General features: G+C 64.2%; 16 protein-coding genes and 1 tRNA gene. 8 read left to right on the forward strand and 9 right to left on the reverse strand.

Annotation, left to right across the window (positions count from 1 at the left end; translation table 11 throughout):
* The first annotated feature begins 104 nt into the window (after positions 1 to 104).
* The 5 genes from fixL (at position 105) to folD (ending at position 7,417) form a co-directional block, all read left to right on the forward strand.
* Entirely contained in the window at positions 105 to 2,621 is a 2,517-nt protein-coding gene (gene fixL / locus GCT13_RS10690) for an oxygen sensor histidine kinase FixL (RefSeq protein ID WP_152757658.1), read from the forward strand.
* Positions 2,618 to 3,262, forward strand: coding sequence for an oxygen response regulator transcription factor FixJ (fixJ, locus tag GCT13_RS10695; RefSeq protein ID WP_152757660.1), 645 nt, complete (start codon positions 2,618 to 2,620; stop codon positions 3,260 to 3,262). The genes fixL and fixJ overlap by 4 nt, the downstream gene beginning before the upstream one ends.
* Before the next feature lie 546 nt (positions 3,263 to 3,808).
* The gene (locus GCT13_RS10700) at positions 3,809 to 5,140 is read left to right on the forward strand and encodes a DUF3300 domain-containing protein (RefSeq protein WP_407670767.1); all 1,332 of its coding nucleotides are present in this window, start codon (positions 3,809 to 3,811) and stop codon (positions 5,138 to 5,140) included.
* A gap of 74 nt (positions 5,141 to 5,214) precedes the next feature.
* Positions 5,215 to 6,213, forward strand: a complete 999-nt coding sequence (locus GCT13_RS10705) for a DUF2950 domain-containing protein (RefSeq protein ID WP_152757662.1) — start codon at positions 5,215 to 5,217, stop codon at positions 6,211 to 6,213.
* A gap of 346 nt (positions 6,214 to 6,559) precedes the next feature.
* Positions 6,560 to 7,417: a bifunctional methylenetetrahydrofolate dehydrogenase/methenyltetrahydrofolate cyclohydrolase FolD gene (gene folD, locus GCT13_RS10710; protein WP_152757664.1), complete on the forward strand. Its 858-nt coding sequence runs from the start codon at positions 6,560 to 6,562 to the stop codon at positions 7,415 to 7,417.
* 90 nt (positions 7,418 to 7,507) lie between these two features.
* Here folD and GCT13_RS10715 read toward each other — a convergent pair whose 3' ends face one another.
* Entirely contained in the window at positions 7,508 to 8,668 is a 1,161-nt protein-coding gene (locus GCT13_RS10715; protein ID WP_152757666.1) for an acyltransferase family protein, read from the reverse strand.
* A 424-nt stretch (positions 8,669 to 9,092) separates the two neighbouring features.
* On the opposite strand from GCT13_RS10715, the gene GCT13_RS10720 reads away from it, so the two are divergent.
* Positions 9,093 to 11,207, forward strand: a complete 2,115-nt coding sequence (locus GCT13_RS10720; RefSeq protein ID WP_152757668.1) for a M3 family metallopeptidase — start codon at positions 9,093 to 9,095, stop codon at positions 11,205 to 11,207.
* Positions 11,208 to 11,338: 131 nt separating this feature from the next.
* Here the strand turns inward: GCT13_RS10720 and xth are convergent, their stop codons facing one another.
* From xth to GCT13_RS10735, 3 genes are all read right to left on the reverse strand, one after another.
* The gene (gene xth, locus GCT13_RS10725) at positions 11,339 to 12,115 is read right to left on the reverse strand and encodes an exodeoxyribonuclease III (protein WP_152757669.1); all 777 of its coding nucleotides are present in this window, start codon (positions 12,113 to 12,115) and stop codon (positions 11,339 to 11,341) included.
* Positions 12,116 to 12,271: 156 nt separating this feature from the next.
* Positions 12,272 to 12,348 (reverse strand) — tRNA-Met (locus GCT13_RS10730).
* 143 nt (positions 12,349 to 12,491) lie between these two features.
* The gene (locus tag GCT13_RS10735; protein ID WP_152757671.1) at positions 12,492 to 13,196 is read right to left on the reverse strand and encodes an aspartate/glutamate racemase family protein; all 705 of its coding nucleotides are present in this window, start codon (positions 13,194 to 13,196) and stop codon (positions 12,492 to 12,494) included.
* Positions 13,197 to 13,391: 195 nt separating this feature from the next.
* Between GCT13_RS10735 and GCT13_RS10740 the strand changes: the two genes are divergently transcribed.
* Positions 13,392 to 14,681 (forward strand): amidohydrolase family protein, encoded by a 1,290-nt coding sequence (locus GCT13_RS10740; protein WP_152757673.1) that lies wholly within the window; start codon positions 13,392 to 13,394, stop codon positions 14,679 to 14,681.
* A 78-nt stretch (positions 14,682 to 14,759) separates the two neighbouring features.
* Here the strand turns inward: GCT13_RS10740 and ntrC are convergent, their stop codons facing one another.
* The 3 genes from ntrC to glnA all read right to left on the reverse strand — a co-directional run bounded on the left by ntrC (position 14,760) and on the right by glnA (position 19,107).
* Positions 14,760 to 16,271 carry a nitrogen regulation protein NR(I) gene (gene ntrC / locus GCT13_RS10745; RefSeq protein ID WP_152757675.1) on the reverse strand — a complete coding sequence of 504 codons (1,512 nt, stop codon included), beginning with the start codon at positions 16,269 to 16,271 and terminating at the stop codon, positions 14,760 to 14,762.
* Between the two features lie 35 nt (positions 16,272 to 16,306).
* Positions 16,307 to 17,449: a nitrogen regulation protein NR(II) gene (gene glnL, locus GCT13_RS10750; RefSeq protein ID WP_152757731.1), complete on the reverse strand. Its 1,143-nt coding sequence runs from the start codon at positions 17,447 to 17,449 to the stop codon at positions 16,307 to 16,309.
* Between the two features lie 242 nt (positions 17,450 to 17,691).
* Complete coding sequence (gene glnA, locus GCT13_RS10755) at positions 17,692 to 19,107, reverse strand: type I glutamate--ammonia ligase (protein ID WP_152757677.1); 1,416 nt, start codon at positions 19,105 to 19,107, stop codon at positions 17,692 to 17,694.
* 447 nt (positions 19,108 to 19,554) lie between these two features.
* Between glnA and GCT13_RS10760 the strand changes: the two genes are divergently transcribed.
* Positions 19,555 to 20,019, forward strand: coding sequence for a rhodanese-like domain-containing protein (locus GCT13_RS10760; protein ID WP_152757679.1), 465 nt, complete (start codon positions 19,555 to 19,557; stop codon positions 20,017 to 20,019).
* Between the two features lie 193 nt (positions 20,020 to 20,212).
* Here the strand turns inward: GCT13_RS10760 and GCT13_RS10765 are convergent, their stop codons facing one another.
* Together GCT13_RS10765 and GCT13_RS10770 are read right to left on the reverse strand one after the other, a co-directional pair.
* Complete coding sequence (locus GCT13_RS10765) at positions 20,213 to 21,049, reverse strand: competence/damage-inducible protein A (RefSeq protein WP_152757681.1); 837 nt, start codon at positions 21,047 to 21,049, stop codon at positions 20,213 to 20,215.
* A 19-nt stretch (positions 21,050 to 21,068) separates the two neighbouring features.
* A complete protein-coding gene (locus tag GCT13_RS10770) occupies positions 21,069 to 21,947 on the reverse strand; it encodes an EI24 domain-containing protein (RefSeq protein WP_152757683.1) in 879 nt (292 codons plus the stop codon).
* Positions 21,948 to 21,984: the final 37 nt, after the last annotated feature.

Consider the following 21,984-nt stretch of genomic DNA (forward strand, 5'->3'; position numbering starts at 1 on the left):
GACTGCCCATCAGCGAGTACGTCGGCTAGTTTGCGCCGAATTGCGCGACTTTCATCGCTTTTTTGCGGCAATTGCGTGTCAGCCGCTGCGCTACAATGCGAGCCATGTTGACCGATCGGCTTTTCGCACGTTCGGCGCGCTCCGCCGGTTCGTCGGCGGATTCGTCGCCGTCTCGCTGGCACCACGGACCTTGGTGGTCGAATTCCTATTTGCTGACGCCGCTCCTGTCGATCCTCGTTTTCCTGGTCGTCATGAGCCTGATTTTATGGAGCCTGAACCGGCGCGAACAGCAGCAGCAGGAAGACACGCTTTACCGCAATGTCGCGTGGGCGCAGCAGCAGATCCGGCTGTCGATGACGGGCGCGCAGGAGCAGCTGCAGGCGCTCTCGCGCGATCTCGTCTCCGGTCGCGCCGACCCGCATTCTTTCCAGGTGTCGACGGCCGACATCATGCAGGGGCATCCCGAGATCCTCTACATGAACTGGTATACGAGCGCGCAGCAGCCGCGCTGGCCGAACAACGCGCTGCCCGGCCTGGGCCAGCGCCTCGCCAAGCCCAATGACCAGCAGATGGACGAGGCCGTCAAGGCCGCATTCGCCGAAGCGCGCAACACGCGCCGCCAGGTCTACTCGCCGTTGATGTACGACGATGTCGGCAACGGCTACATCACGCTGCAGACGCCCGTCTATCGTGACCGCGAGTTCCTCGGCACGGTCGCCGCCGTGTTCTCGATCGAAGGGATATTGAAGCGCGACATCCCGCCCGAGCTGTCGGCGAAGTACAAGATCTCGATCATCGACATCAACAACCGCGAGCTGGCCACGACGTCGACACGCCCGCGCCTGCCACGCGACGCGTACTACGACCTGCCGCTCGACCCGCCCGGACAGGGCGTGTCGGTGCGCGTCTACGCGTATCCGCAGATGACCAACTTCACGAACAACACGCTCGTGTGGCTGGTCGCGGGGCTGTCGTGCTTCGTGCTGTGGAGTCTGTGGAGCCTGTGGAAGCACACGCGTCAGCGCTTCGAGGCGCAACAGGCGCTGTACGCCGAAGCGTTCTTCAGGCGCGCGATGGAAAACTCCGTGCTGATCGGCATGCGCGTGCTCGACATGCACGGCCGCATCACGCACGTGAATCCCGCGTTCTGCCGGATGACGGGCTGGGACGAAAGCGATCTCGTCGGCAAGAACGCGCCGTTCCCATACTGGCCACGCGATTCGTACCCGGAGATGCAGCGGCAGCTCGACATGACGCTGCGCGGCAAGGCGCCCTCTTCCGGGTTCGAGCTGCGCGTGCGCCGCAAGGACGGCTCGCTGTTTCATGCGCGCCTGTATGTATCGCCGCTGATCGACAGTTCGGGACGGCAAACGGGCTGGATGTCGTCGATGACGGACATCACGGAGCCGAAGCGCGCGCGCGAAGAACTCGCCGCTGCGCACGAACGCTTCACGACGGTGCTCGAAAGCCTTGATGCCGCCGTCTCCGTGCTCGCCGCCGACGAAGCCGAACTGCTGTTCGCGAACCGCTATTACCGGCACCTGTTCGGCATCCGCCCCGACGGCCATCTCGAACTCGCGGGCGGCGGCAGCTTCGATAGCTCCGCCGCGTCGTCGGATTCGATCGACATGGTCGACGCGTTCGCGGGCCTGCCCGCCGCCGCGCTCACCGAAAGCACCGCCGACGCGCAGGAAGTCTACGTGCAAGGCATCCAGAAATGGTTCGAGGTGCGTCGCCAGTACATCCAGTGGGTCGACGGCCACCTCGCGCAGATGCAGATCGCCACCGACATCACGACCCGCAAGCAGGCGCAGGAACTCGCGCGCCAGCAGGACGAAAAGCTGCAGTTCACGAGCCGCCTGATGACGATGGGCGAGATGGCGTCGTCGCTCGCGCACGAGTTGAACCAGCCTCTCGCGGCCATCAATAACTATTGCTCTGGAACCGTGGCGCTGGTTAAATCTGGTCGGACAACTCCCGACAACCTGTTACCAGTCCTCGAAAAGACCGCGCAGCAGGCGGTTCGGGCCGGCATGATCATCAAGCGCATCCGCGAATTCGTGAAACGCAGCGAACCGAAACGACAGGCCACCCGCGTCGCCGACATCGTCGCCGACGCCGTGGGTCTCGCCGAGATCGAAGCGCGCAAGCGCCGCATCCGCATCGTGACGGACATGCGCTCGCGCCTGCCCGTCATCTATGTCGATCCGGTGCTGATCGAGCAGGTGCTCGTGAACCTGCTGAAAAACGCCGCCGAAGCGATGCACGACGCGCGGCCCGATGCCGTCGATCCCGTGATTCGCGTCGTCGTGCGGCTCGACTCCGGCTTCGTGTGCATCAGCGTCGTCGACCAGGGTCCGGGCGTCGACGAGGCCACGGCCGAGCGTCTCTTCGAACCGTTTTACAGCACCAAGTCCGACGGCATGGGCATGGGGCTGAACATTTGCCGTTCGATCATCGAATCGCATCGCGGACGCCTGTGGGTGGTGAACAACGTCGAATCCGACGGCCACATCACGGGCGCCACTTTCCATTGCAGTCTGCCTATTGGAGAGCCTGACGGCCCGAGCAACGGCGGGTCCGAGGCGTCGACACCACAAACCGTTACGGGAGAGCTATGAACACCCCAGTTACCACACAGGAAACCGTGTTTGTCGTCGATGACGATGAAGCGGTACGAGATTCGCTGCGCTGGCTGCTGGAGGCGAACGGCTATCGCGTTCAATGCTTCTCCGCCGCGGAGCAGTTCCTCGACGCATGGCAGCCGCATCAGCATCCTGGCCAGATCGCGTGCCTGATTCTCGACGTGCGAATGTCGGGCATGAGCGGCCTCGAATTGCAGGAGCGCCTGATCACCGACAATACGCTGTTGCCTATCATCTTCGTGACGGGTCACGGCGACGTGCCGATGGCCGTGTCGACGATGAAAAAAGGCGCGATGGACTTCATCGAAAAGCCGTTCGACGAAGCCGAACTGCGCAAGCTCGTCGAGCGCATGCTCGACAAGGCGCGCAGCGAAAGCACCAGCGTCCAGCAGCAGCGCGCAGCCGCCGAGCGGCTCGGCAAGCTCACGGCGCGCGAGCATCAGGTGCTCGAGCGCATCATCGCGGGCCGTCTGAACAAGCAGATCGCCGACGATCTCGGCATCAGCATCAAGACGGTCGAAGCGCACCGCGCGAACATCATGGAAAAGCTCAACGTGAACACGGTGGCTGACCTGCTGCGTCTCGCGTTGTCTAACAAGCCACAGCAGGCGCAATAACGCCAGCGCGCCGCGAGGGCGTCATCGCGTGATGGCGGCCCCGCAGCCCGGAGCCCACGCCCGCTGTTTGTCTTGCTTGTTGCGTGGGCGTCCGAAGCATCGTTGATGTCATCATGCGGCGCTGCTTTCGCGGCGCCCTTCGTCGATTCCCCTCTTCGCACCGCCTCGCGCGTCTTCGCGCTTCGGCTTCATCGGCTCCCGTTTTGCGCGTGCCGCCGCCTTTCCGCACTTCGGCTCCGCCGTTTCCCATTTTGCGCGTGACACCGCATTTCGTTAGCCATCCAAACTAAATCGCATCGCGCGACGAGCCGCGTCTTCATACATCGTCCTCGCTCTGTCGCCGTTTCCGCCGTCAACGCTGCGATGCACGCGACATACGGCGCTCACATCGCCGGTTCACATCGGGCTTGCGCGCGCACCTCACTTCCATTATCAGTCGATTTACACCGTCGTTCCCTCATCGCTCCATTGCCACAACACGCGTCGCGGCACGTCGGAATCGACTGACAGCCGCCGCGCTCACAACGCAGCAAGGAGGTTCTCACCGTGAATCGATACGAACGCTACCGGCCCCGCACATGGCTGCTTTGCGCGGCGCTTGCGGGCATGCCGCTCGCCGCGGGCATCGTCGCACCCGTTGACGCCATCGCGCAGACACCTGCGAAAGTCTCGAACCAGCAACTCGATTCGCTGACGGCGCCCATCGCCCTCTACCCGGATGCGCTGCTCGCGCAGGTGTTGATGGCCTCGACCTTTCCACAGGACGTGGATGCGGCCGCCGCGTGGTCGAAGTCGAACGCGCAATACAAGGGCGACGATGCCGTCAAGGCCGTCGCGTCGGAACCGTGGGACCCGAGCGTGCAATCGCTCGTTGCGTTCCCGCAGGTGCTCGCGACGATGGCCTCGAAGCCCGACTGGGTCACGCAGATCGGCAACGCGTTTCTCGCGCAGCCGAACGACGTGATGGACTCCGTGCAGCGGCTGCGCAAGCAGGCGCAGTCGGCGGGCAATCTGAAGACGACCGAGCAGCAGAAGGTGATCGTCGAGCAGAACACGATCCAGATCCAGCCGGCCAATCCGCAAGTGGTCTATGTGCCGACGTACAACCCGACTGTCGTCTACGGCACGTGGCCTTATCCCGCCTATCCGCCCGTGTACGTGCCGCCTCCTCCCGGTTACGCGATCGCGTCGGGGTTCGCGGCGGGGCTCGCATTCGGAGCGGGCGTGGCCGTCGTCAATTCGCTGTGGGGCGGATTCAACTGGAACAACCATGACGTCAACATCAACGTCAATCGTTACAACAACGTCAACGTCAACAACCGGATCACTTCGAACACCGCGACCTCGAACTGGAACCGCAACGCGAACGTCAACCGCAACAACGCGAACATCAACCACAACAATGCCAACATCGACAACAATCTGGCCGCGCAGCGCGATCAATATCGCGGACGCGACGCATCGCGCGCGCAGGCACAGCAGACACTACAGAACCGCACCGGTCAGAACCTGAGCGGCAATGCGAGCCAGCGCGTGCAGAACATCCATCAAGGCGGCGCTAACGCGGGCGAGATCCGCAACAGCGCGCAGAACCTGAACCGCGACAACGCATTGCGCGGCGCAGGCGACGGCGCGGGCTCGCGACAGGAGTTGCAGCGCGGACAGGCAAGCCGTCAGTCGCTCGCGAGCAACCGTGTCGGAGCGGGCGGCGGCGGTCAGCAGTTCGGCGGCGGCGAGGCGGGAGGCGGCCGGCTCGGGGCCGGCGGCGCAGGACAGGCAGGCGGAGGTTTCAGCGGCGGCGCAGGCGCAGGCAGGGGCGGAGGCGGCTTTGGCGGCGGTGCAGGCGGTGGCGGCGGACACCAGTTCCATCGCCGCTGAGCGAACGATCACGAACAGCCACAAGCAATCGCAACCCGTCGCGAACGATCACGAACGATCGACAGGAGGCACACATGATCCGCATTTCGACCCGCCGCGCACTGCGCGCGCTGCTTTGCGCGCGCCAGATCGCGCCGCGCGCTGCCCTTTCACACGTTCCCCCCGATTCCGCCGCCTTGCCGTTTCCGCGCGCATCGAATGCGCTCGCGGCCGTGGCCGCGGTGACGATATTCGCCGCTGCGCAACCCGCCGCTGCGCAGGCCGTCTATCCGACGCCCGACGCTGCCGCCAGCGCGTTTGCCGACGCGCTCGCGACGAACGACCATCCGGCGATGGAGAAAGTGCTCGGCAAGAACTATGGCCGCTACATCCCGACCACCAACATTGGCGAGGACGACATCTACACGTTCCTCGGGCAATGGGCGAAAGGCCATCAGATCGGCGACGATCCGGCGCCGCGCCACGGCCGCAAGAGCGTGCATCTGGCCGTCGGCACGGACGGCTGGACGCTGCCGATTCCGATCGTGCAGAGCGCGCGCGGCTGGCAGTTCGATACGCCCGCCGCCACCGACGAGATGCTCACGCGCCGCATCGGCCGCAACGAGCGCGCGGCGATTCTCACGTCGCTCGCATACGTCGATGCGCAAAACGACTATCGAAGCCAGATGCAGCACTACGCGCAGAAGTTCATCAGCTCGCCCGGCCAGCGCGACGGACTCTACTGGCCCACTGCGCCCGGCGAACCCGAAAGCCCGCTCGGGCCGCTCGCCGCGACGATGCCGCATCAGGTCGCGCCGGGCGAAGCGTACAACGGCTATCACTACCGCATCCTCACGTCGCAGGGCGCGAACGCCGAGGGTGGCGCACAGAACTACGTGCAGGACGGCGCGCTGTCGAAAGGCTTCGGCCTCGTCGCGTGGCCGGCGGAGTATGGCAAGACGGGCGTGATGAGTTTCATCGTCAACCAGAACGGCCAGGTCTACCAGAAGAATCTCGGCGCGCAGACGTCACGCACGGCGAGCGCGATCACGTCGTTCAATCCCGATTCGTCGTGGACGACGACGCAGCCCTGAACGCGCATTGAACGTACCTTGAACGTGCGTTGAAATCTTCGCGATGACCGCGCGTCGCACTGGCCGCCTGCCCCGGCGGCGGCCAGTGCGCTGGTCCACGGAGCCAACCGAACCCATCCCCGACGGTATAATGTCGAACTTCGCTGCGGCGCGGTTTTCGCGCCGTGCGCTTTTCGGCACGCGACCTGTTCCTGCCTCCGAGCGCCATCCGTGCGATTCGCGACGGCCGCGCGAGAGCGCATGTCGCGAACGCGCGCGCAGCAGGCGCTGCATGCGCGGCAACGTGATCACACGCCCCGCGCCTGCCCGCGCCGCACGCATTCCGAACACCGTATCTCGACCGACCATGACAGCCAAACTGATCGACGGCATCGCCCTTTCCAAGACCCTGCGCGCCGACGTCGCCACGCGCGCCGCCGCCCTCACCGCCCGCGGACATCAGCCCGGTCTTGCCGTCGTGCTCGTCGGCGACAATCCCGCCAGCGAGGTCTACGTCCGCAACAAGGTGAAGGCCTGCGAGGACAACGGACTCTTCTCGTCGTACGACCGCTATCCCGCCACCATGACGGAAGCGGAATTGCTCGCGCGCATCGACGAGCTCAACCGCGATCCGAAGATTCACGGCATCCTCGTGCAATTGCCGCTGCCCGCGCATATCGACAGCCACAAGGTGATCGAAGCGATCGCGCCCGAGAAGGACGTCGACGGCTTTCACGTCGCGAACGCGGGCGCGCTGATGACGGGCAAGCCGCTCTTTCGCCCGTGCACGCCGTATGGCGTGATGAAGATGTTCGAAGCGTACGGCATCGAATTGAAGGGAGCGAACGCCGTCGTGATCGGGCGTTCGAACATCGTCGGCAAGCCGATGGCGCTGCTGCTGCTCCAGGCGAACGCGACGGTGACGGTCTGCCACAGCAAGACGCGCGATATCGCCGCGTACACCCGTGATGCCGATATCGTCGTGGTCGCGACGGGCCTGCGCAACACGCTGACCGCCGACATGGTGAAACCCGGCGCAACCGTGATCGACGTCGGCATGAATCGCGACGACCTCGGCAAGCTGTGCGGCGACGTCGACTTCGCGAACGTCAAGGAAGTGGCCGGCCACATCACGCCCGTGCCGGGCGGCGTCGGCCCGATGACGATCACGATGCTGCTCGTCAACACGATCGAAGCCGCCGAACGCGCGGCGGGCAACGCCTGAACGGTCCTCGGGACAACCGCGCTCGTTCGTCGGATCGCGCGGGTCGGCCTTAGCCATCCGCGCGCGTGCAGTCAGCGGATCAACGCGTCATCAGAAAGGCGGCCAGCGGACGGTCAGATCCGCTGCCGACGTCGGCGCGCTTTCGGCCGTCGCGTCGCGCTCGAGTTTGCGGGCCGCGCTGCGTGCGAGCCGCGCGCGGCACCAGTTCATCGCGGGCCGCTCGATCCAGCGCGACGACAGCGCCGCGCACGCAAGAATGAATGGCGCGCTGACCAGTATCGACAGCATCGGAGGCATGCGCGGCGCGAGGGCCGCCACGCACTGCTGCACCATGAACCCATACAGATAGATCGCGTACGAATAGTCGTGGCGCGGCACCCAGCGGCGCAGCGACGGCGTCGCGCTCACCCACAACAGTCCGTAGACGAACGCGAGATAGAACAGCGCTTGCGCGCCTGCCGTATCGCGAAACACGAGAAACACCAGCATCAGTCCGAGCGCGGCCAGGCCGTTGATGTTGACGTGCTCGCGCCATCCATACAGCAGCATGCCAAGAAAGAAAAACGGCTCGGGGAAGAACGAATAGCCGCCCGCCTTCTCCGCGAAATCGCGCCAGCCGACATGCAGCTCCGCCACGTTCACACGCAGCGAAAACGCGGCCGCCGCAAGCAGCACGGCGATCAAGCTGCCCTTGCGCGTCGACAGCAGACCGAACACGCCCGTGACCAGCACGAGCAGATAGCAGCGCACTTCGAGCGGCAACGTCCATAGCGGAGCGCACACATCGTGTGCGAAGCGGTTGTGCTCGAACACGCCCGGCAACGTCCAGCCGCGCTTCATCACGAGCGTCGAGAAATAGTCGAGGTTGCGCCACGTGATACCCGAAGCAAAATAGTCGTGCAGTGTGAGCGTCGTGAAGATCGGCCCGACGACGAAGATCGCCGCCAGCGACGCGCCGACCAGAGCCGGCAGCAGACGCGCAAGACGCAACACGATGAAGCGCGGCACCGAGCGCTGCCTGTCGAAGCTCGCGCTGACCAGCAGTCCGCTCAGCAGAAAGAATGCGTACACGCCGAGACTGCCCGCGCCGTCGAACCCCAGCGCGGACGCGACGCCGTCGGTCGCGTCCGTCCTCTGGATCACGTAAGCATGGCAATAGACGACGGCGCACGCGGCGACCAGTCGCACGAGATCGAAGTTGTTGGCGTCGCGAGCGAGCGCGCGCGAGAGAGTGCTCGAATGCGGAGTCATCGGGATGCTACCTGCTGCGAAGCGGCCGCCGCGCAACGGCGAGCGGCAATGGAAGGATGCGCAATCGGCACGAACGACAGGTACGCGCGAGACACGCAAGACACACGCAAGACACACGCGAGACGCGCGCGCCGACCGTTCAACGATGCGCGAAAATTGCTGTTGCGACCGTTCGCTTGCCCACTTTCCCGTTCTGGTACAAATATCCGTGAGCCCGCAGCTTCTGCGCACGGGCGGCAGTTCTGATAATTTGTGCTGCAACCGATCGATCCCGGCTGGAAATGGCGAATGGCGCCCCAATATGCGTCGCAGGACGCCAGACGACGGCCCGCATGTGCGCGGGCCGTGCCATGCGCGCCGCTCCGTTTCGGGCCCGGCTGACCGTCATCCGGGCCTTCACTCAACGCGTCAGACAGGAAGCAATATGTCCACATCCCAATCGACATCCGGCAATCCGCTCCTCGATTTCTCCGATCTGCCGCGCTTTGGCGAGATCCGCCCCGAACACGTGACGCCTGCCCTCGACGTGCTGCTCGCGGATGCGAACGCCGCCGTCGACCGCGCGAGCGAGCCGTCGACGCCCGCGTCGTGGGCCGACGTCGTCGAGCCCGTCGAACGCGCGACGGAGCCGCTGTCGCGCGCTTGGGGCGTGATCGGCCATCTGAATGCCGTCGCCGATACGCCGGAACTGCGCGCCGTCTACGGCGAGAACCTGCCGCGCGTCACCGAGTTCTGGTCGAGCGTTGGACAGAATCTCGCGCTGTACGAGAAGTACAAGTCGATCGCCGCCGCCAGCGATTTCGAATCGCTGACGGGCGAGCGCAAGAAGATTCTGAACAATGCGCTGCGTGACTTCCGGCTGTCGGGCGCCGAACTGCCCGAAGACCAGAAGCCGCGTTTCGCGGAGCTGCAGGAACGTCAGGCCGCGCTGTCGAAGGCGTTTTCGGATCACGTGCTCGACGCGACCAATGCATACGCGTATATCGCCGAAAGCCAGGACGAACTGGCCGGGCTGCCCGAAGACGTGATCGCAGCCGCTCGCGAAGCGGCCGAGCGCGACGGCAAGAGCGGCTGGAAGTTCACGCTGCATTTCCCGTCGTACTTCCCGGTGATGCAGTACTCGGAAAACCGCGCGATGCGCGAGACGATGTACCGCGCCTACGTCACGCGCGCGTCCGAGCTCGGTCCGCAATACGGCAAGGGCAACGGCGACTGGGACAACACCGCGAACATCGCCGAAAGCCTGAAGCTGCGCGAAGAAGAAGCGCATATGCTCGGCTACAAAAACTTCGCCGAAGTGTCGCTCGCGCCGAAGATGGCCGAGTCGCCCGAGCAGGTGATGACGTTCCTCGAAGACCTCGCGACGCGCGCGCGTCCGCATGCCGAGCACGACTGGCAGGAGCTGCGCGAGTTCGCCGCGAGCGAGCTGGGCCTCGGCGAATTGCAGCCATGGGATGTCGCGTTCGCCGCCGAGCGTCTGCGTCAGAAGCGCTACTCGTTTTCCGAAAACGAAGTGAAGCAATACTTCCCGGAAGACACGGTGCTCAAGGGCCTGTTCAAGGTCACGGAGACGCTCTTCGGCGTAAAGATCCGTCGCGACGAAGCGGCGACGTGGCATCCGGACGTGCGCTTCTTCCGCGTCGAGAATCAGGACGGCGGCCTCGTCGCGCAGTTCTATCTCGACCCGTACGCGCGCGAAGGCAAGCGCGGCGGCGCATGGATGGACGATGCGCGCTCGCGGCGCAAGCCCGTCGACGGCGCGGTGCAGACGCCCGTCGCGTATCTGACGTGCAACTTCTCGGCGCCCGTGGGCGGCAAGCCCGCGTGCTTCACACACGACGAAGTGATCACCCTCTTCCACGAATTTGGACACGGGCTGCATCACATGCTGACGCGCGTCGACGAACTGGGCGTGTCGGGCATCAACGGCGTCGAATGGGATGCCGTCGAGCTGCCGTCGCAGTTCATGGAAAACTTCTGCTGGGAGTGGGACGTGCTGAGCGACATGACTTCGCACGTCGATACCGCGAAGCCGCTGCCGCGCGAACTGTTCGACAAGATGCTTGCCGCGAAGAACTTCCAGAGCGGTCTGGGCACGCTGCGTCAGATCGTGTTCTCGATGTTCGACATGAAGCTGCACGTCGACTTCGACACGTCCGGTGCAAAGAGCGCGAACGATCTCGCGCGCGAAATCAACGAACGCTTCCACGTGATTCCGCAGGCCGCGTTCTCGCGCTGGCCGAATACGTTCAGCCATATCTTCGCGGGCGGCTACGCGGCGGGCTACTACAGCTACAAATGGGCTGAAGTGCTCTCCGCCGATGCGTATGCGGCATTCGAAGAAGCCGCGCAGTCGGGCACGGGCAGCGTGCTCGACGCGGCGACGGGCACGCGGTATCGCAAGGAGATTCTCGAAGTGGGCGGCAGCCGTCCCGCGATGGAATCGTTCAAGGCATTCCGCGGCCGAGAGCCGAATATCGACGCGCTGCTGCGTCACAACGGCATGGCGCCTGGCGCCGTGCCTGGGGCGGCGCATTGACGGTGCTGCGGATGCGGACAGGGGCGCGCAGCCGGCGCGCCCGCGCGTAGCGCTTCAACGCAGGCGCTCGCGAGTTCTGCTGCAAGGCGGGTTCGGGATGACCGGACCCGCTTTTTTATTCGCGCGTGTGCTTATTCCGTCAACGCGGTGACGGGCGCGTGATCCGAAGGCTGATCCCACTTGCGCGGCGTCTTGTCGACATCGCAATGCGTGCAGCTCGCCGCGAGCGGCTTCGACAGCAGAATGTGGTCGATGCGCAGCCCCGCATTGCGGCGGAACGCGAGCATCCGGTAGTCCCACCACGTGAAGGTTTTCTCAGGCTGCTCGAAGAGCCGGAACGAATCGACGAGGCCGAGTTCGATGAGGCGCTGGAACTGCGCGCGCTCTTCCGGCGACACGAGGTTCTGCCCTTCCCACGCCTTTGGATCATGCACGTCGCGGTCTTCGGGCGCGATGTTGTAGTCGCCGAGCAGCGCGAGCTTCGGATACTGCGCCAGTTCGCCCGCGATCCAGTCGTGCAGCGCATCGAGCCAGCGCAGCTTGTACGCGAACTTGTCGGTGCCGGGCGCCTGGCCGTTCGGGAAGTAAGCGGAGATCACGCGCACGCCATCGATGGTTGCGGCGATCACGCGCTGCTGCGGGTCGTCGAAGCCGGGAATGTTGCGCACGATGTTGCTTTCATCGACGCTCACGCCGTCGCGCACGAGGATGCCGACGCCGTTATAGGTCTTCTGTCCCGCGAACCAGCTGCGGTAGCCCTTTGCTTCGAGTTCGGCGCGCGGAAATTTTTCGTCGGGCAGCTTCAGTTCCTGAAGACACAGCACGTCGGTCTGGCTGAGTTCGAGCCAGTCGATCACATGCTGCTGACGAACCTTCAGGGAGTTCACGTTCCACGTGGCTAATTTCATCGCTCGTTCTCGTTCTCTCGGGTGCCGGATGGAATCTTACCGCGATCGCGCAGCGCGGCTCCGTGCGCAAATAAAAAAGCAAAAGCCCGCAACGCTTGCGGCGATGCGGGCTTCGAATGCTGAGGCCGTGTGGAGCAGGACACGATGCCATGAAACTGGTTGCGGGGACAGGATTTGAACCTGTGACCTTCGGGTTATGAGCCCGACGAGCTGCCAGACTGCTCCACCCCGCGTCAGAGGAAGCGAATTGTACTGACACCTGCGGCACGCGTCAAACACTTGAGCGATTTTTTTAACCATCTTCTGCTAGAGGCCGGCGACGCTGGCGTATCAGGCACTCATTACACGGACTCCCTGCGCGGATTCACAGAAGGATTCACTGCGTGTTCGCTTCGATCGCCCAGTCGACGGCCCTTTGCGCATGCAGCGCCGTCGTATCGAAGACGGGCAGCGCGGAGTCGTCCTGCTTGACCAGCAGCGTGATCTCCGTGCAGCCCAGGATGACGGCCTGCGCGCCGCGCGCTTTCAAGTCCTCGATCACGTTTCGATAGATCTCGCGCGAAGGCGGCTCGATCACGCCATGACACAGTTCGTCGTAGATGATCCGGTGCACGTTCGCACGGCCCTCGTCACCGGGGACCAGCGTATCGAGCCCGAAACGCTCGCGCAGGCGCCCGGCGTAGAACGTCTGCTCCATCGTGTAGCGCGTGCCGAGCAACCCGACACGCTCGACACCCGCCGCGCGCAGCGCTTCGCCCGTCGGATCGGCGATGTGCAGAAAAGGCACGGTGATCGCCGCTTCGATGGCTTCGTACACGCGGTGCATCGTGTTCGTCGCGAGCAGCACGAGATCGGCGCCGCCGCGCTCCAGTTGCCGCGCGGCATCGGCCATCTGCGCGCCGAGCGCATGCCAGTCTCCCGCGCGCTGATTTGCTTCGACGGGCGCGAAATCGACCGTCAGCATCAGGCTGCGCGCGTTGTGATGGCCGCCGAGGCGCGCCTTTGCGTGACGGTTCATCAGCCGGTAGTACTCGGCCGACGATTCCCAGCTCATCCCGCCGATCACGCCTATCGTCTTCATATCGCTTCGTGCCCGTTCATGTTGGTTGTGTCCCGTCCGCCGAGTATAGGACGGCGGCGCGCGCAAGCGGTACGGATCGCGTGCTGCCGGCCGGTACAGCACGGTCGTTTGTCCTATGCCGTCGGGACGATGCCGGATCAACGCCACACGCACTTCTTCCGCCGATAGAATCGACGTCATGCAAAGGAGCCGCCCATGGACCTGATCATCCGTCGTGCCGTATTGCCGCGCAGCGCAGCACAACCGAATGGCCCCGTCGATATCGGCATCGAGGGCGGCCGCATCGCCGCCATCCAGCCGACGCTCGCTGCCACCGCGCGCGAAGAAATCGACGCGAACGGCTCGCTCGTCACGCCGCCATTCGTCGATGCACATTTCCATATGGACGCGACCCTCTCGTATGGCTTGCCGCGCGTGAACGAGTCGGGCACCTTGCTCGAAGGCATCGCACTATGGGGCGAGTTGAAGCCGCATCTCACGCAGGAAGCGCTGGTCGCTCGCGCGTTGCAGTATTGCGATTGGGCCGTCGCGCGCGGGCTGCTGGCCATCCGCACGCACGTCGATGTGTGCGACGAGCGCCTGCTCGCCGTCGAAGCGCTGCTCGAAGTGAAGCGCCGCGTTGCGCCATATATGGATCTGCAACTGGTCGCGTTTCCGCAAGACGGACTGCTGCGCAGCGCGGGCGCGTTCGACAACCTCAAGCGCGCGATCGCGATGGGCGTCGACGTAGTCGGCGGCATTCCGCATTTCGAGCGCACGATGACGGACGGCGCGGAGTCGGTGCGCCTGCTATGCGAGTTCGCGGCCGAGAAAGGCTTGCGCGTCGACATGCATTGCGACGAGTCGGACGACCCGATGTCGCGCCATATCGAAACACTTGCCGCGCAGGCCCACCGTCTCGGCATGCAAGGACGCGTGACGGGCTCGCATCTGACGTCGATGCATTCGATGGACAACTACTACGTCAGCAAGCTGCTGCCGCTGATGCGCGAGGCAGGCGTCGCGGCCGTCGCGAATCCGCTGATCAACATCACGCTGCAAGGGCGTTCGGATACGTATCCGAAGCGGCGCGGCATGACGCGCGTGCCGGAGATGATGGCGGCGGGTATCGACGTCGCGTTCGGTCACGATTGCGTGATGGACCCGTGGTACAGCCTCGGCTCCGGCGACATGCTCGAAGTCGCGCATATGGGCTTGCACGTCGCGCAGATGACGGGCATCGATGCGATGCATGCGTGCTTCGATGCCGTCACGGCAAACGCGGCGCGTATCCTCGGGCTCGAGCGTTATGGCGTCGAGCCGGGATGCGATGCGAACCTCGTCGTGCTCGATGCGCGCGATGCCGTCGAAGCGATACGCTTGCGCGCGGCGCGGCTCGCCGTCGTGAGTCGAGGGAAAGTAGTGAGCCGCGCGCCGGCGGCGCGGGCGCAGTTGTCGCTCGAAGGACGGCCAGTGGAAGTGGACTTCAAGCTGCATCGCGAATAAAAAAGCGGCTCGATGGCGAGTGGCGCCGTCGAGCCGCTTTCGTTTCCATCACCTGAGCGCAGTGAAAAGCGCCAGCGCTCACGATTCGAGGTTCAGCTCCTGGATCTTGCGGGTGATCGTATTGCGTCCGATGCCGAGACGCTCGGCCGCTTCCACCTTGCGTCCGCGCGTGAAGTCGAGCGCTTCGCGGATCACGGCCGCCTCGAAACGGCGCGACAGCTCATCCATCACATCGGCGGCGTTCTCGCGCAAGAGCTTCGCGACTTCCGTGCGCAGTCCGCTCTCCCATGCGGCGACAGGCGACGGAATCGCCGTGCCGCCCTGCACGGCGGGCGTGCCCAGCAGCGGCGCCGTGCCGTTTGCCACGCCTGCGCCCGACGCGGCATCGATCGGTGCCGCCCCGCCAGATGACACGAGCTCCGCGCCGGCCTGTTGCGTCGACACGAGATCGGGCGGCAAGTCCTTGACCTCGATCGTCTGTGCGGGCGCCATCACGGTCAGCCAGTTCGCGAGGTTTTCGAGCTGGCGCACGTTGCCCGGAAACGGCAGCGACGTGAGATACGCCAGCGCCTCGTCCGATACGCGCTTCGGCTCGACACCGAGATCGCGTGCGCTTTTCTGCAGGAAGTGGCGCGTCAGCAGCGGAATGTCTTCGCTGCGCTCGCGCAAAGCGGGAAGACGCAAGCGGATCACATTCAGCCGGTGATACAGGTCCTCGCGGAACAGCCCCTGGCGCACGCGCGATTCGAGATTCTGATGTGTCGCCGCGATCACGCGCACATTCGCGCGCAGCGGGTTGTGTCCGCCGACGCGATAGAACTGCCCATCGGACAGCACGCGCAACAGACGCGTCTGCAAATCGAACGGCATATCGCCGATTTCATCGAGAAACAGCGTGCCGTTCTCAGCCTGCTCGAACCGGCCCTGGCGCATCGCCTGTGCGCCCGTGAACGCGCCGCGCTCATGACCAAACAGTTCGGATTCCAGCAGATCTTTCGGAATCGCTGCCGTGTTGAGCGCGATGAACGGACCATTCGCGCGTGGGCTATGTCGGTGCAAGGCGCGCGCGACAAGTTCCTTGCCGGTGCCTGATTCGCCCGTAATGAGCACGGTCGCCGCCGAATGCGACAGCCGGCCGATCGCGCGGAACATGTCCTGCATCGCGGGCGCCTGGCCGAGCATCTCCGGCGCTTCGGCCACGCGGTCGTCCCACGGATGCTCGCCGCGTACGCTTTCGTCGACGGCGCGGCGGATCAGTTCTACAGCCTTGTCGACATCGAACGGCTTCGCGAGATATTCGAATGCGCCGCCCTGGAATGCGGCGACGGCGCTGTCGAGATCCGAGAACGCCGTCATGATGATGACGGGCAGCCCCGGCACGCGGTCGCGAACGGTCTGCAGCAGTTCGAGCCCGGAGCCGCCTGGCATCCTGATATCGGAGACGAGCACCTGCGGGCTGTCGTGTTCCAGCGCGCCCGCGGCTTCGCGGACATTCGCGAAACTGCGCGTCGCGAAGTTCTCGCGTGCGAGTGCTTTCTCGAGCACCCAGCGGATCGATTGATCGTCGTCTACTATCCAGATCGGCTTCATATAGGTCCGTCAGAAGTCTTGTATTGCGTGTCGTGTCAGCAGTTGAGCGGCAGCAGGATCTGAAACTCGGTGTGACCCGGACGGCTCTCCACTTCGATCATCCCTTCGTGCTGTTGCACGAATGTCTGCGCGAGCGTCAGGCCAAGACCGCTGCCATCGTCGCGCCCCGATACGAGCGGATAGAAGATGCGCTCGCGGATTTCTTCGGGAATGCCGGGCCCGTTGTCAACGATATGCAAGTCCAGTGCCAGCTTGCAAAGACGTTTCGCGATCGTCACCTTGCGCGCGACGCGCGTGCGCAACTCGATGCGCGCGTCGCCTTGCGAGATGCGTTCATGCAAGGCTTCGGCCGCATTGCGCACGATGTTCAGCAGCGCCTGGATCAGCTGCTCCTTGTCGCCGCGGAGATCGGGCACGCTCACGTCGTAGTCGCGCTCGATCGTGAGGCCGCGCGGAAACTCGGCGAGAATCACCGCGCGCACGCGCTCGCATACTTCGTGAATGTTCACGTCGCCGACGATATGCGGATGACGATGCGGTTCAAGCAGCCGGTCGACGAGCGTCTGCAGCCGGTCCGATTCCTTGATGACCACCTGCGTGTACTCGCGCAGCTCGTCGCGCTCGCGCGCGCCGAGTTCGAATTCGAGCAGTTGCGCCGCGCCGCGAATGCCGCCGAGCGGATTCTTGATCTCATGCGCGAGATTGCGGATCAGCTGCTTGTTGACGGCCGTCAGATCGTGAATGCGCTCTTCGCGATCGGAGCGCAGGTGCCGCTCGTTCTCGAAAAGTTCGAGCAGCACGTAGTCTTGCGCGCTCTCCAGAAAGCCGACGACGGCATGCACATGCAGCGGCTCGTGGCCGGGACGCTCGAGCACGGCATCGAGATGCGTCGCGTGAAAACGGTGATCGGCGATCGCGGCGATGGTTGCCGTCAATTCCTCGCCGTTCGCGAAGATGTCGGGCCATGCCATCTGCGTCAGTTGCCGGCGCGACATTTCGAGCATCGATTCCGCCGACGGGTTCGCGAACGCGACACGCAGCGTTCGCTTGTCGAGCACGAGCACGACCGTGGGCAGCGCCTCGAAGCCCGGCAGCAAACCGGACTCGACGAGCTGCACATCGTCCGACAGTGCGTCGGCATGCCCTTTTCTGGCCTTGATCAGGTTCTTCAGTACCATCTTGCAGTCGGGTAGAGAGCGTTGCATGGGGCCGGAGCAAGCGCCAAAGCGCTCATTCCGGCCGAAAGCGATGGTGAAGCGGGCTTCAGCGCACGCGGTTCAATACGGCAACATCAATCTGCAATGAAACGGTCATCGCTTCGATCCAACGAAAAAGGGACGGCGCCGCCGTCCCTTCATGACCGATCGCAGCGTCGGGGCGTACGCCTGCCCGCACATATGCAGGCAAGGCGCAGCGCCTCTTACAGCGAGTAGTACAGTTCGAATTCGACCGGGTGCGTGGTCATACGCACGCGTTGCAGTTCGCTTTCCTTCAGTTCGATGTAAGCGTCGAGCATCGCATCCGTGAACACGCCACCGCGCGTGAGGAACTCGCGATCCTTGTCGAGTGCTTCCAGCGCCTGGTCGAGGCCGGCACATACGGTCGGGATCTTTGCATCCTCTTCCGGCGGCAGGTCGTACAGGTTCTTGTCCGCGGCTTCGCCCGGATGGATCTTGTTCTGCACGCCGTCCAGACCCGCCATCATCAGCGCGGAGAAGCACAGGTACGGGTTCGCGAGCGGATCCGGGAAGCGCGTTTCGATACGGCGGCCCTTCGGATTCGCGACGTGCGGAATACGGATCGATGCCGAACGGTTGCGTGCCGAGTAAGCCAGCTTCACGGGTGCTTCGAAGTGCGGCACGAGACGCTTGTACGAGTTCGTACCCGGGTTCGTGATCGCGTTCAGCGCGCGAGCGTGCTTGATGATGCCGCCGATGTAGAACAGCGCGAATTCCGACAGGCCAGCATAGCCGTTGCCTGCGAACATGTTCTGGCCGTCCTTCCAGATCGACTGGTGAACGTGCATGCCCGAACCGTTGTCGCCGACGACGGGCTTCGGCATGAACGTCGCCGTCTTGCCGTACGTGTGCGCGACGTTGTGGACGATGTACTTCAGCTGCTGCGTCCAGTCAGCGCGCTGAACCAGCGTCGAGAACTTCGTGCCGATTTCGTTCTGGCCTTGGCCCGCGACTTCGTGGTGGTGAACTTCGACGGGGATGCCGATCTGTTCGAGCAGCAGGCACATTTCCGAACGGATGTCCTGGAACGTGTCGACGGGAGCGACGGGGAAGTAGCCGCCCTTCGTGCCCGGGCGGTGACCCGTGTTGCCGCCTTCGAATTCCTTGCCCGACGACCACGGTGCTTCTTCCGAGCCGATCTTGACGAAACAGCCCGACTGGTCCGTGTTCCACTGGACCGAGTCGAAAATGAAGAATTCCGGTTCCGGACCGAAGAAGGCCGTGTCGCCGAGACCCGTGCTCTTCAGGTACGCTTCGGCGCGCTTCGCGAGCGAGCGCGGGTCGCGCTCATAGCCCTTGCCGTCAGCCGGTTCGACGACGTCGCAGGTCAGCACGAGGGTCGACTCTTCGTAGAACGGGTCGATGTAGGCGGTGTTCGCATCCGGCACGAGCAGCATGTCCGACGCTTCGATGCCCTTCCAGCCGGCAATCGAAGAACCGTCAAATGCATGGCCGCTTTCAAACTTGTCTTCGTCGAATGCCGACACCGGCACCGAAACGTGTTGCTCCTTGCCGCGCGTGTCGGTGAAACGGAAGTCGACAAACTTGACGTCCTCGTCCTTGACGAGCTGCATGACGTCGGCCACGGATTTACTCATAACCTATCTCCTGATTAACGAATTCGGCGGGTTGAGCCGCCGCCCAATCTAGCTGACCAGCCCCGACGCGTCCACCCCTCGAATACCGGCAACCCGGGATCGACCGTTTCTGGCGTCGGGCCAGTTCGATCGGGACCACTAAAGCAGCTTCCATGCCATATTTTTGTCGAGCACGTACCGGCTCGTTGCAGCGCCAACGCCGACGCGCCTTTGCGGGGAATCGGCGCACACCGTTTGCGGGAATTACGCGACTACAAACCGCCTTGTTGCACCATCGACGTGCATTAAAAAAATCCGCGTCTGCTTGATTTCCCATCTTGGTGCATGCAATGTATTTTGCACCAGAATGGAGCGCCAGCGCGTACCCCGACTCCCGCTTCGGAATGTGCGGCCCAGCATGCGCGTGCTTGCTAGAATGATTCTTTGGCTCCGAGGAGATCTGCTGTCATGAGTACGCTCGAACAGTTGTACAGCCAGGCTGAAAAGCGCCGTGTCGAAAACCAGCTTCCGTATGCGGGCGCCGTCACGCCTGCCGAAGCGTTCGAGCTTCTGCAACTCGACCCGCGCGCCCGCCTCGTCGACGTGCGCACGCGCGCCGAGCTCGATTGGGTTGGCCGCCCCGTCGTCGGCGACGGCCAGTATGCGCACGTCGAATGGACGCGCTATCCGGGCGGCGTGCCGAATGTCGAGTTCATCGACCAGTTGCGCCAGGTCGCGACACCCGATACGCCCGTGCTGCTCCTGTGCCGCAGCGCCGCGCGCTCGAAGCTCGCCGCGATCGCCGCGACGCAGGCCGGCTTCACGAAGGCGCTGGATCTGCTCGAAGGCTTCGAAGGCGACAAGGATGGCCAGGGGCATCGAAAGACGGTAACGGGCTGGTGTTTCCGCGGCCTGCCGTGGATCGGCGCGTAAGACGCACGACCGCATAGGACGAGGCGAGGCCGGCGGCTTTCCAGAATCGCGCGGCGCACGGTGCGAACCGTGCGCCGCTTTCGTTTGCGCTTTCATTCGAATCGTCCGCGCGCGATGTGACACGCGAATGATGTTCTCTGGACGGCGCGCGTCGCACACCCGCTTGCGCAGCGCCGATATCGCCTCGACGCGATCAGCCGCGCGGCTGGGCTGGTGCCGCAGCCGCTTCCGGCTCGACGATGTCGCCGCCGAGCAGATGCACGCCTTCGCGCAGCTTCACGAACGCCGCTGCGACGGCCTCGGGCTCGCCCTTCACGCCGAGGTCGATATGACGGCGCGCATAGATGCCGCCGCGATCCGCATCGCCGACGCTCGGCAGGCTGAACACCCGCACGCCCGGAAAGTCGTGCTCGATCTTTTCCATCAACGGCGTCAGCGTCGACTCAGGCAATTCGAAAACCAGCAAAGACTTCTCCGCATGCGGAGTCGAGTGATGCAGATGCGCATACTTCGTGTCCAGCACCCACTCGATCATCGGCCACGCCATCACCGGAAAGCCGGGCACGAAATGATGATCGCCAACAGAGAAGCCAGGAATCTTGTTGTAGCCGTTCGGAATGATCGACGCGCCGCGCGGAAACGTGCCCATGTTCAGACGATGCAGGTTCTCGGGCGAATCGAAATCGACGGATGTCGGCGCATTGGCGGAATGCATCTCGCGGATGCGCTCCTGGATCAGCACTTTCGCTTCCGGATGCAGTTCGAGCGGCACGGCGAGCGCCGCGGCCGCGCATTGGCGCGTGTGATCGTCCGGCGTCGCGCCGATGCCGCCCGTCGAGAACACGACATCGCCCGATGCGAACGAGCGGCGCAGCGTCGCCGTGATGCGCGCGGGATCGTCGCCGATATATTCGGCCCATGAGAGCGACAGCCCGCGCGCGCTCAGAAGCTGGATAACTTTAGGCAGATGCTTGTCGACGCGCCTGCCCGACAGGATTTCATCGCCGATGATGATGACGCCAAATGCCATTGCAGCCTCTTGTCGAGTGTCAGTAGGAAATGCGCGCCGGGTCCCGCGCACCGTACGGACCATCATGTGGGCCATCCCGACCGTGATGACCGTTCGCGCCGTGCTCTTCGGCGCGCATCCGCTGCAGCGCGCGCAGGCAGTAGAAGCCGAACCACAGCGCCGTAAACACCAGGATGAAAGCATAGATCCAGATGGTCGCCGCGGTCATGACGGGGAACAGCACGATCAGCCAGACGGACGACGCCCAGATGAGCGTCGGCAGCGAGCCGAGCAGCCCGCTCGCCACGCCGATCAGCAGCAGTGGCAAACGATGCCGGCTCACGAGCGCGCGCCGCTCTTCGCTGCTCGCGTGCAGCGCGAGCGCGTCGTACGTCATCACGCGATACGTGAGCCAGCCCCACAGCAACGGCGGGATCAGCGCGAAGAAAGGCGGAATCAGCCACAGGGGCAGCGTGACCACGAGCACGACGAGGCACACGAGCGTCGTCCAGACGGCATGGACGAGACTGCCGTACCACGTGCCGCCGCGCCGCATCTCCAGCCCGGCGAACTGACGCGCGGACAGATGCCGGATCACGGCGGGCATCGACAGCGTCGCGATCAGCAGCAGCACGGTCACGACGATGAGAGGTATGGCGACCGCAATCACGATGAACGGCGCAACGGCCGCATGCAGCGACGAAAATCCGAGCCAGTCGAACAGCCTGTAGAGCGTGGTCGTAAGCGGCCAGCCTTCGAGCCAGTTGCGCGTCGTGCCGATCAGCGTCTGCCAGGAAAACCAGAGGACCACGCCCCAGACGATCGCCGCCGCCGCAAACGGCATGAACGTCAGCCAGAGCATGCGCGGATGCAGCACGGAAGAAAGCGCGCGCCCAAACGAGCGCAGGAGGTCATTCATGCGAAGTCAGTGACGGTAGCCGGAACGCAGGGAAAAG

The organism is Paraburkholderia franconis (assembly GCF_009362735.1).
In the GTDB taxonomy this organism is placed as follows: Bacteria; Pseudomonadota; Gammaproteobacteria; order Burkholderiales; family Burkholderiaceae; genus Paraburkholderia; species Paraburkholderia franconis.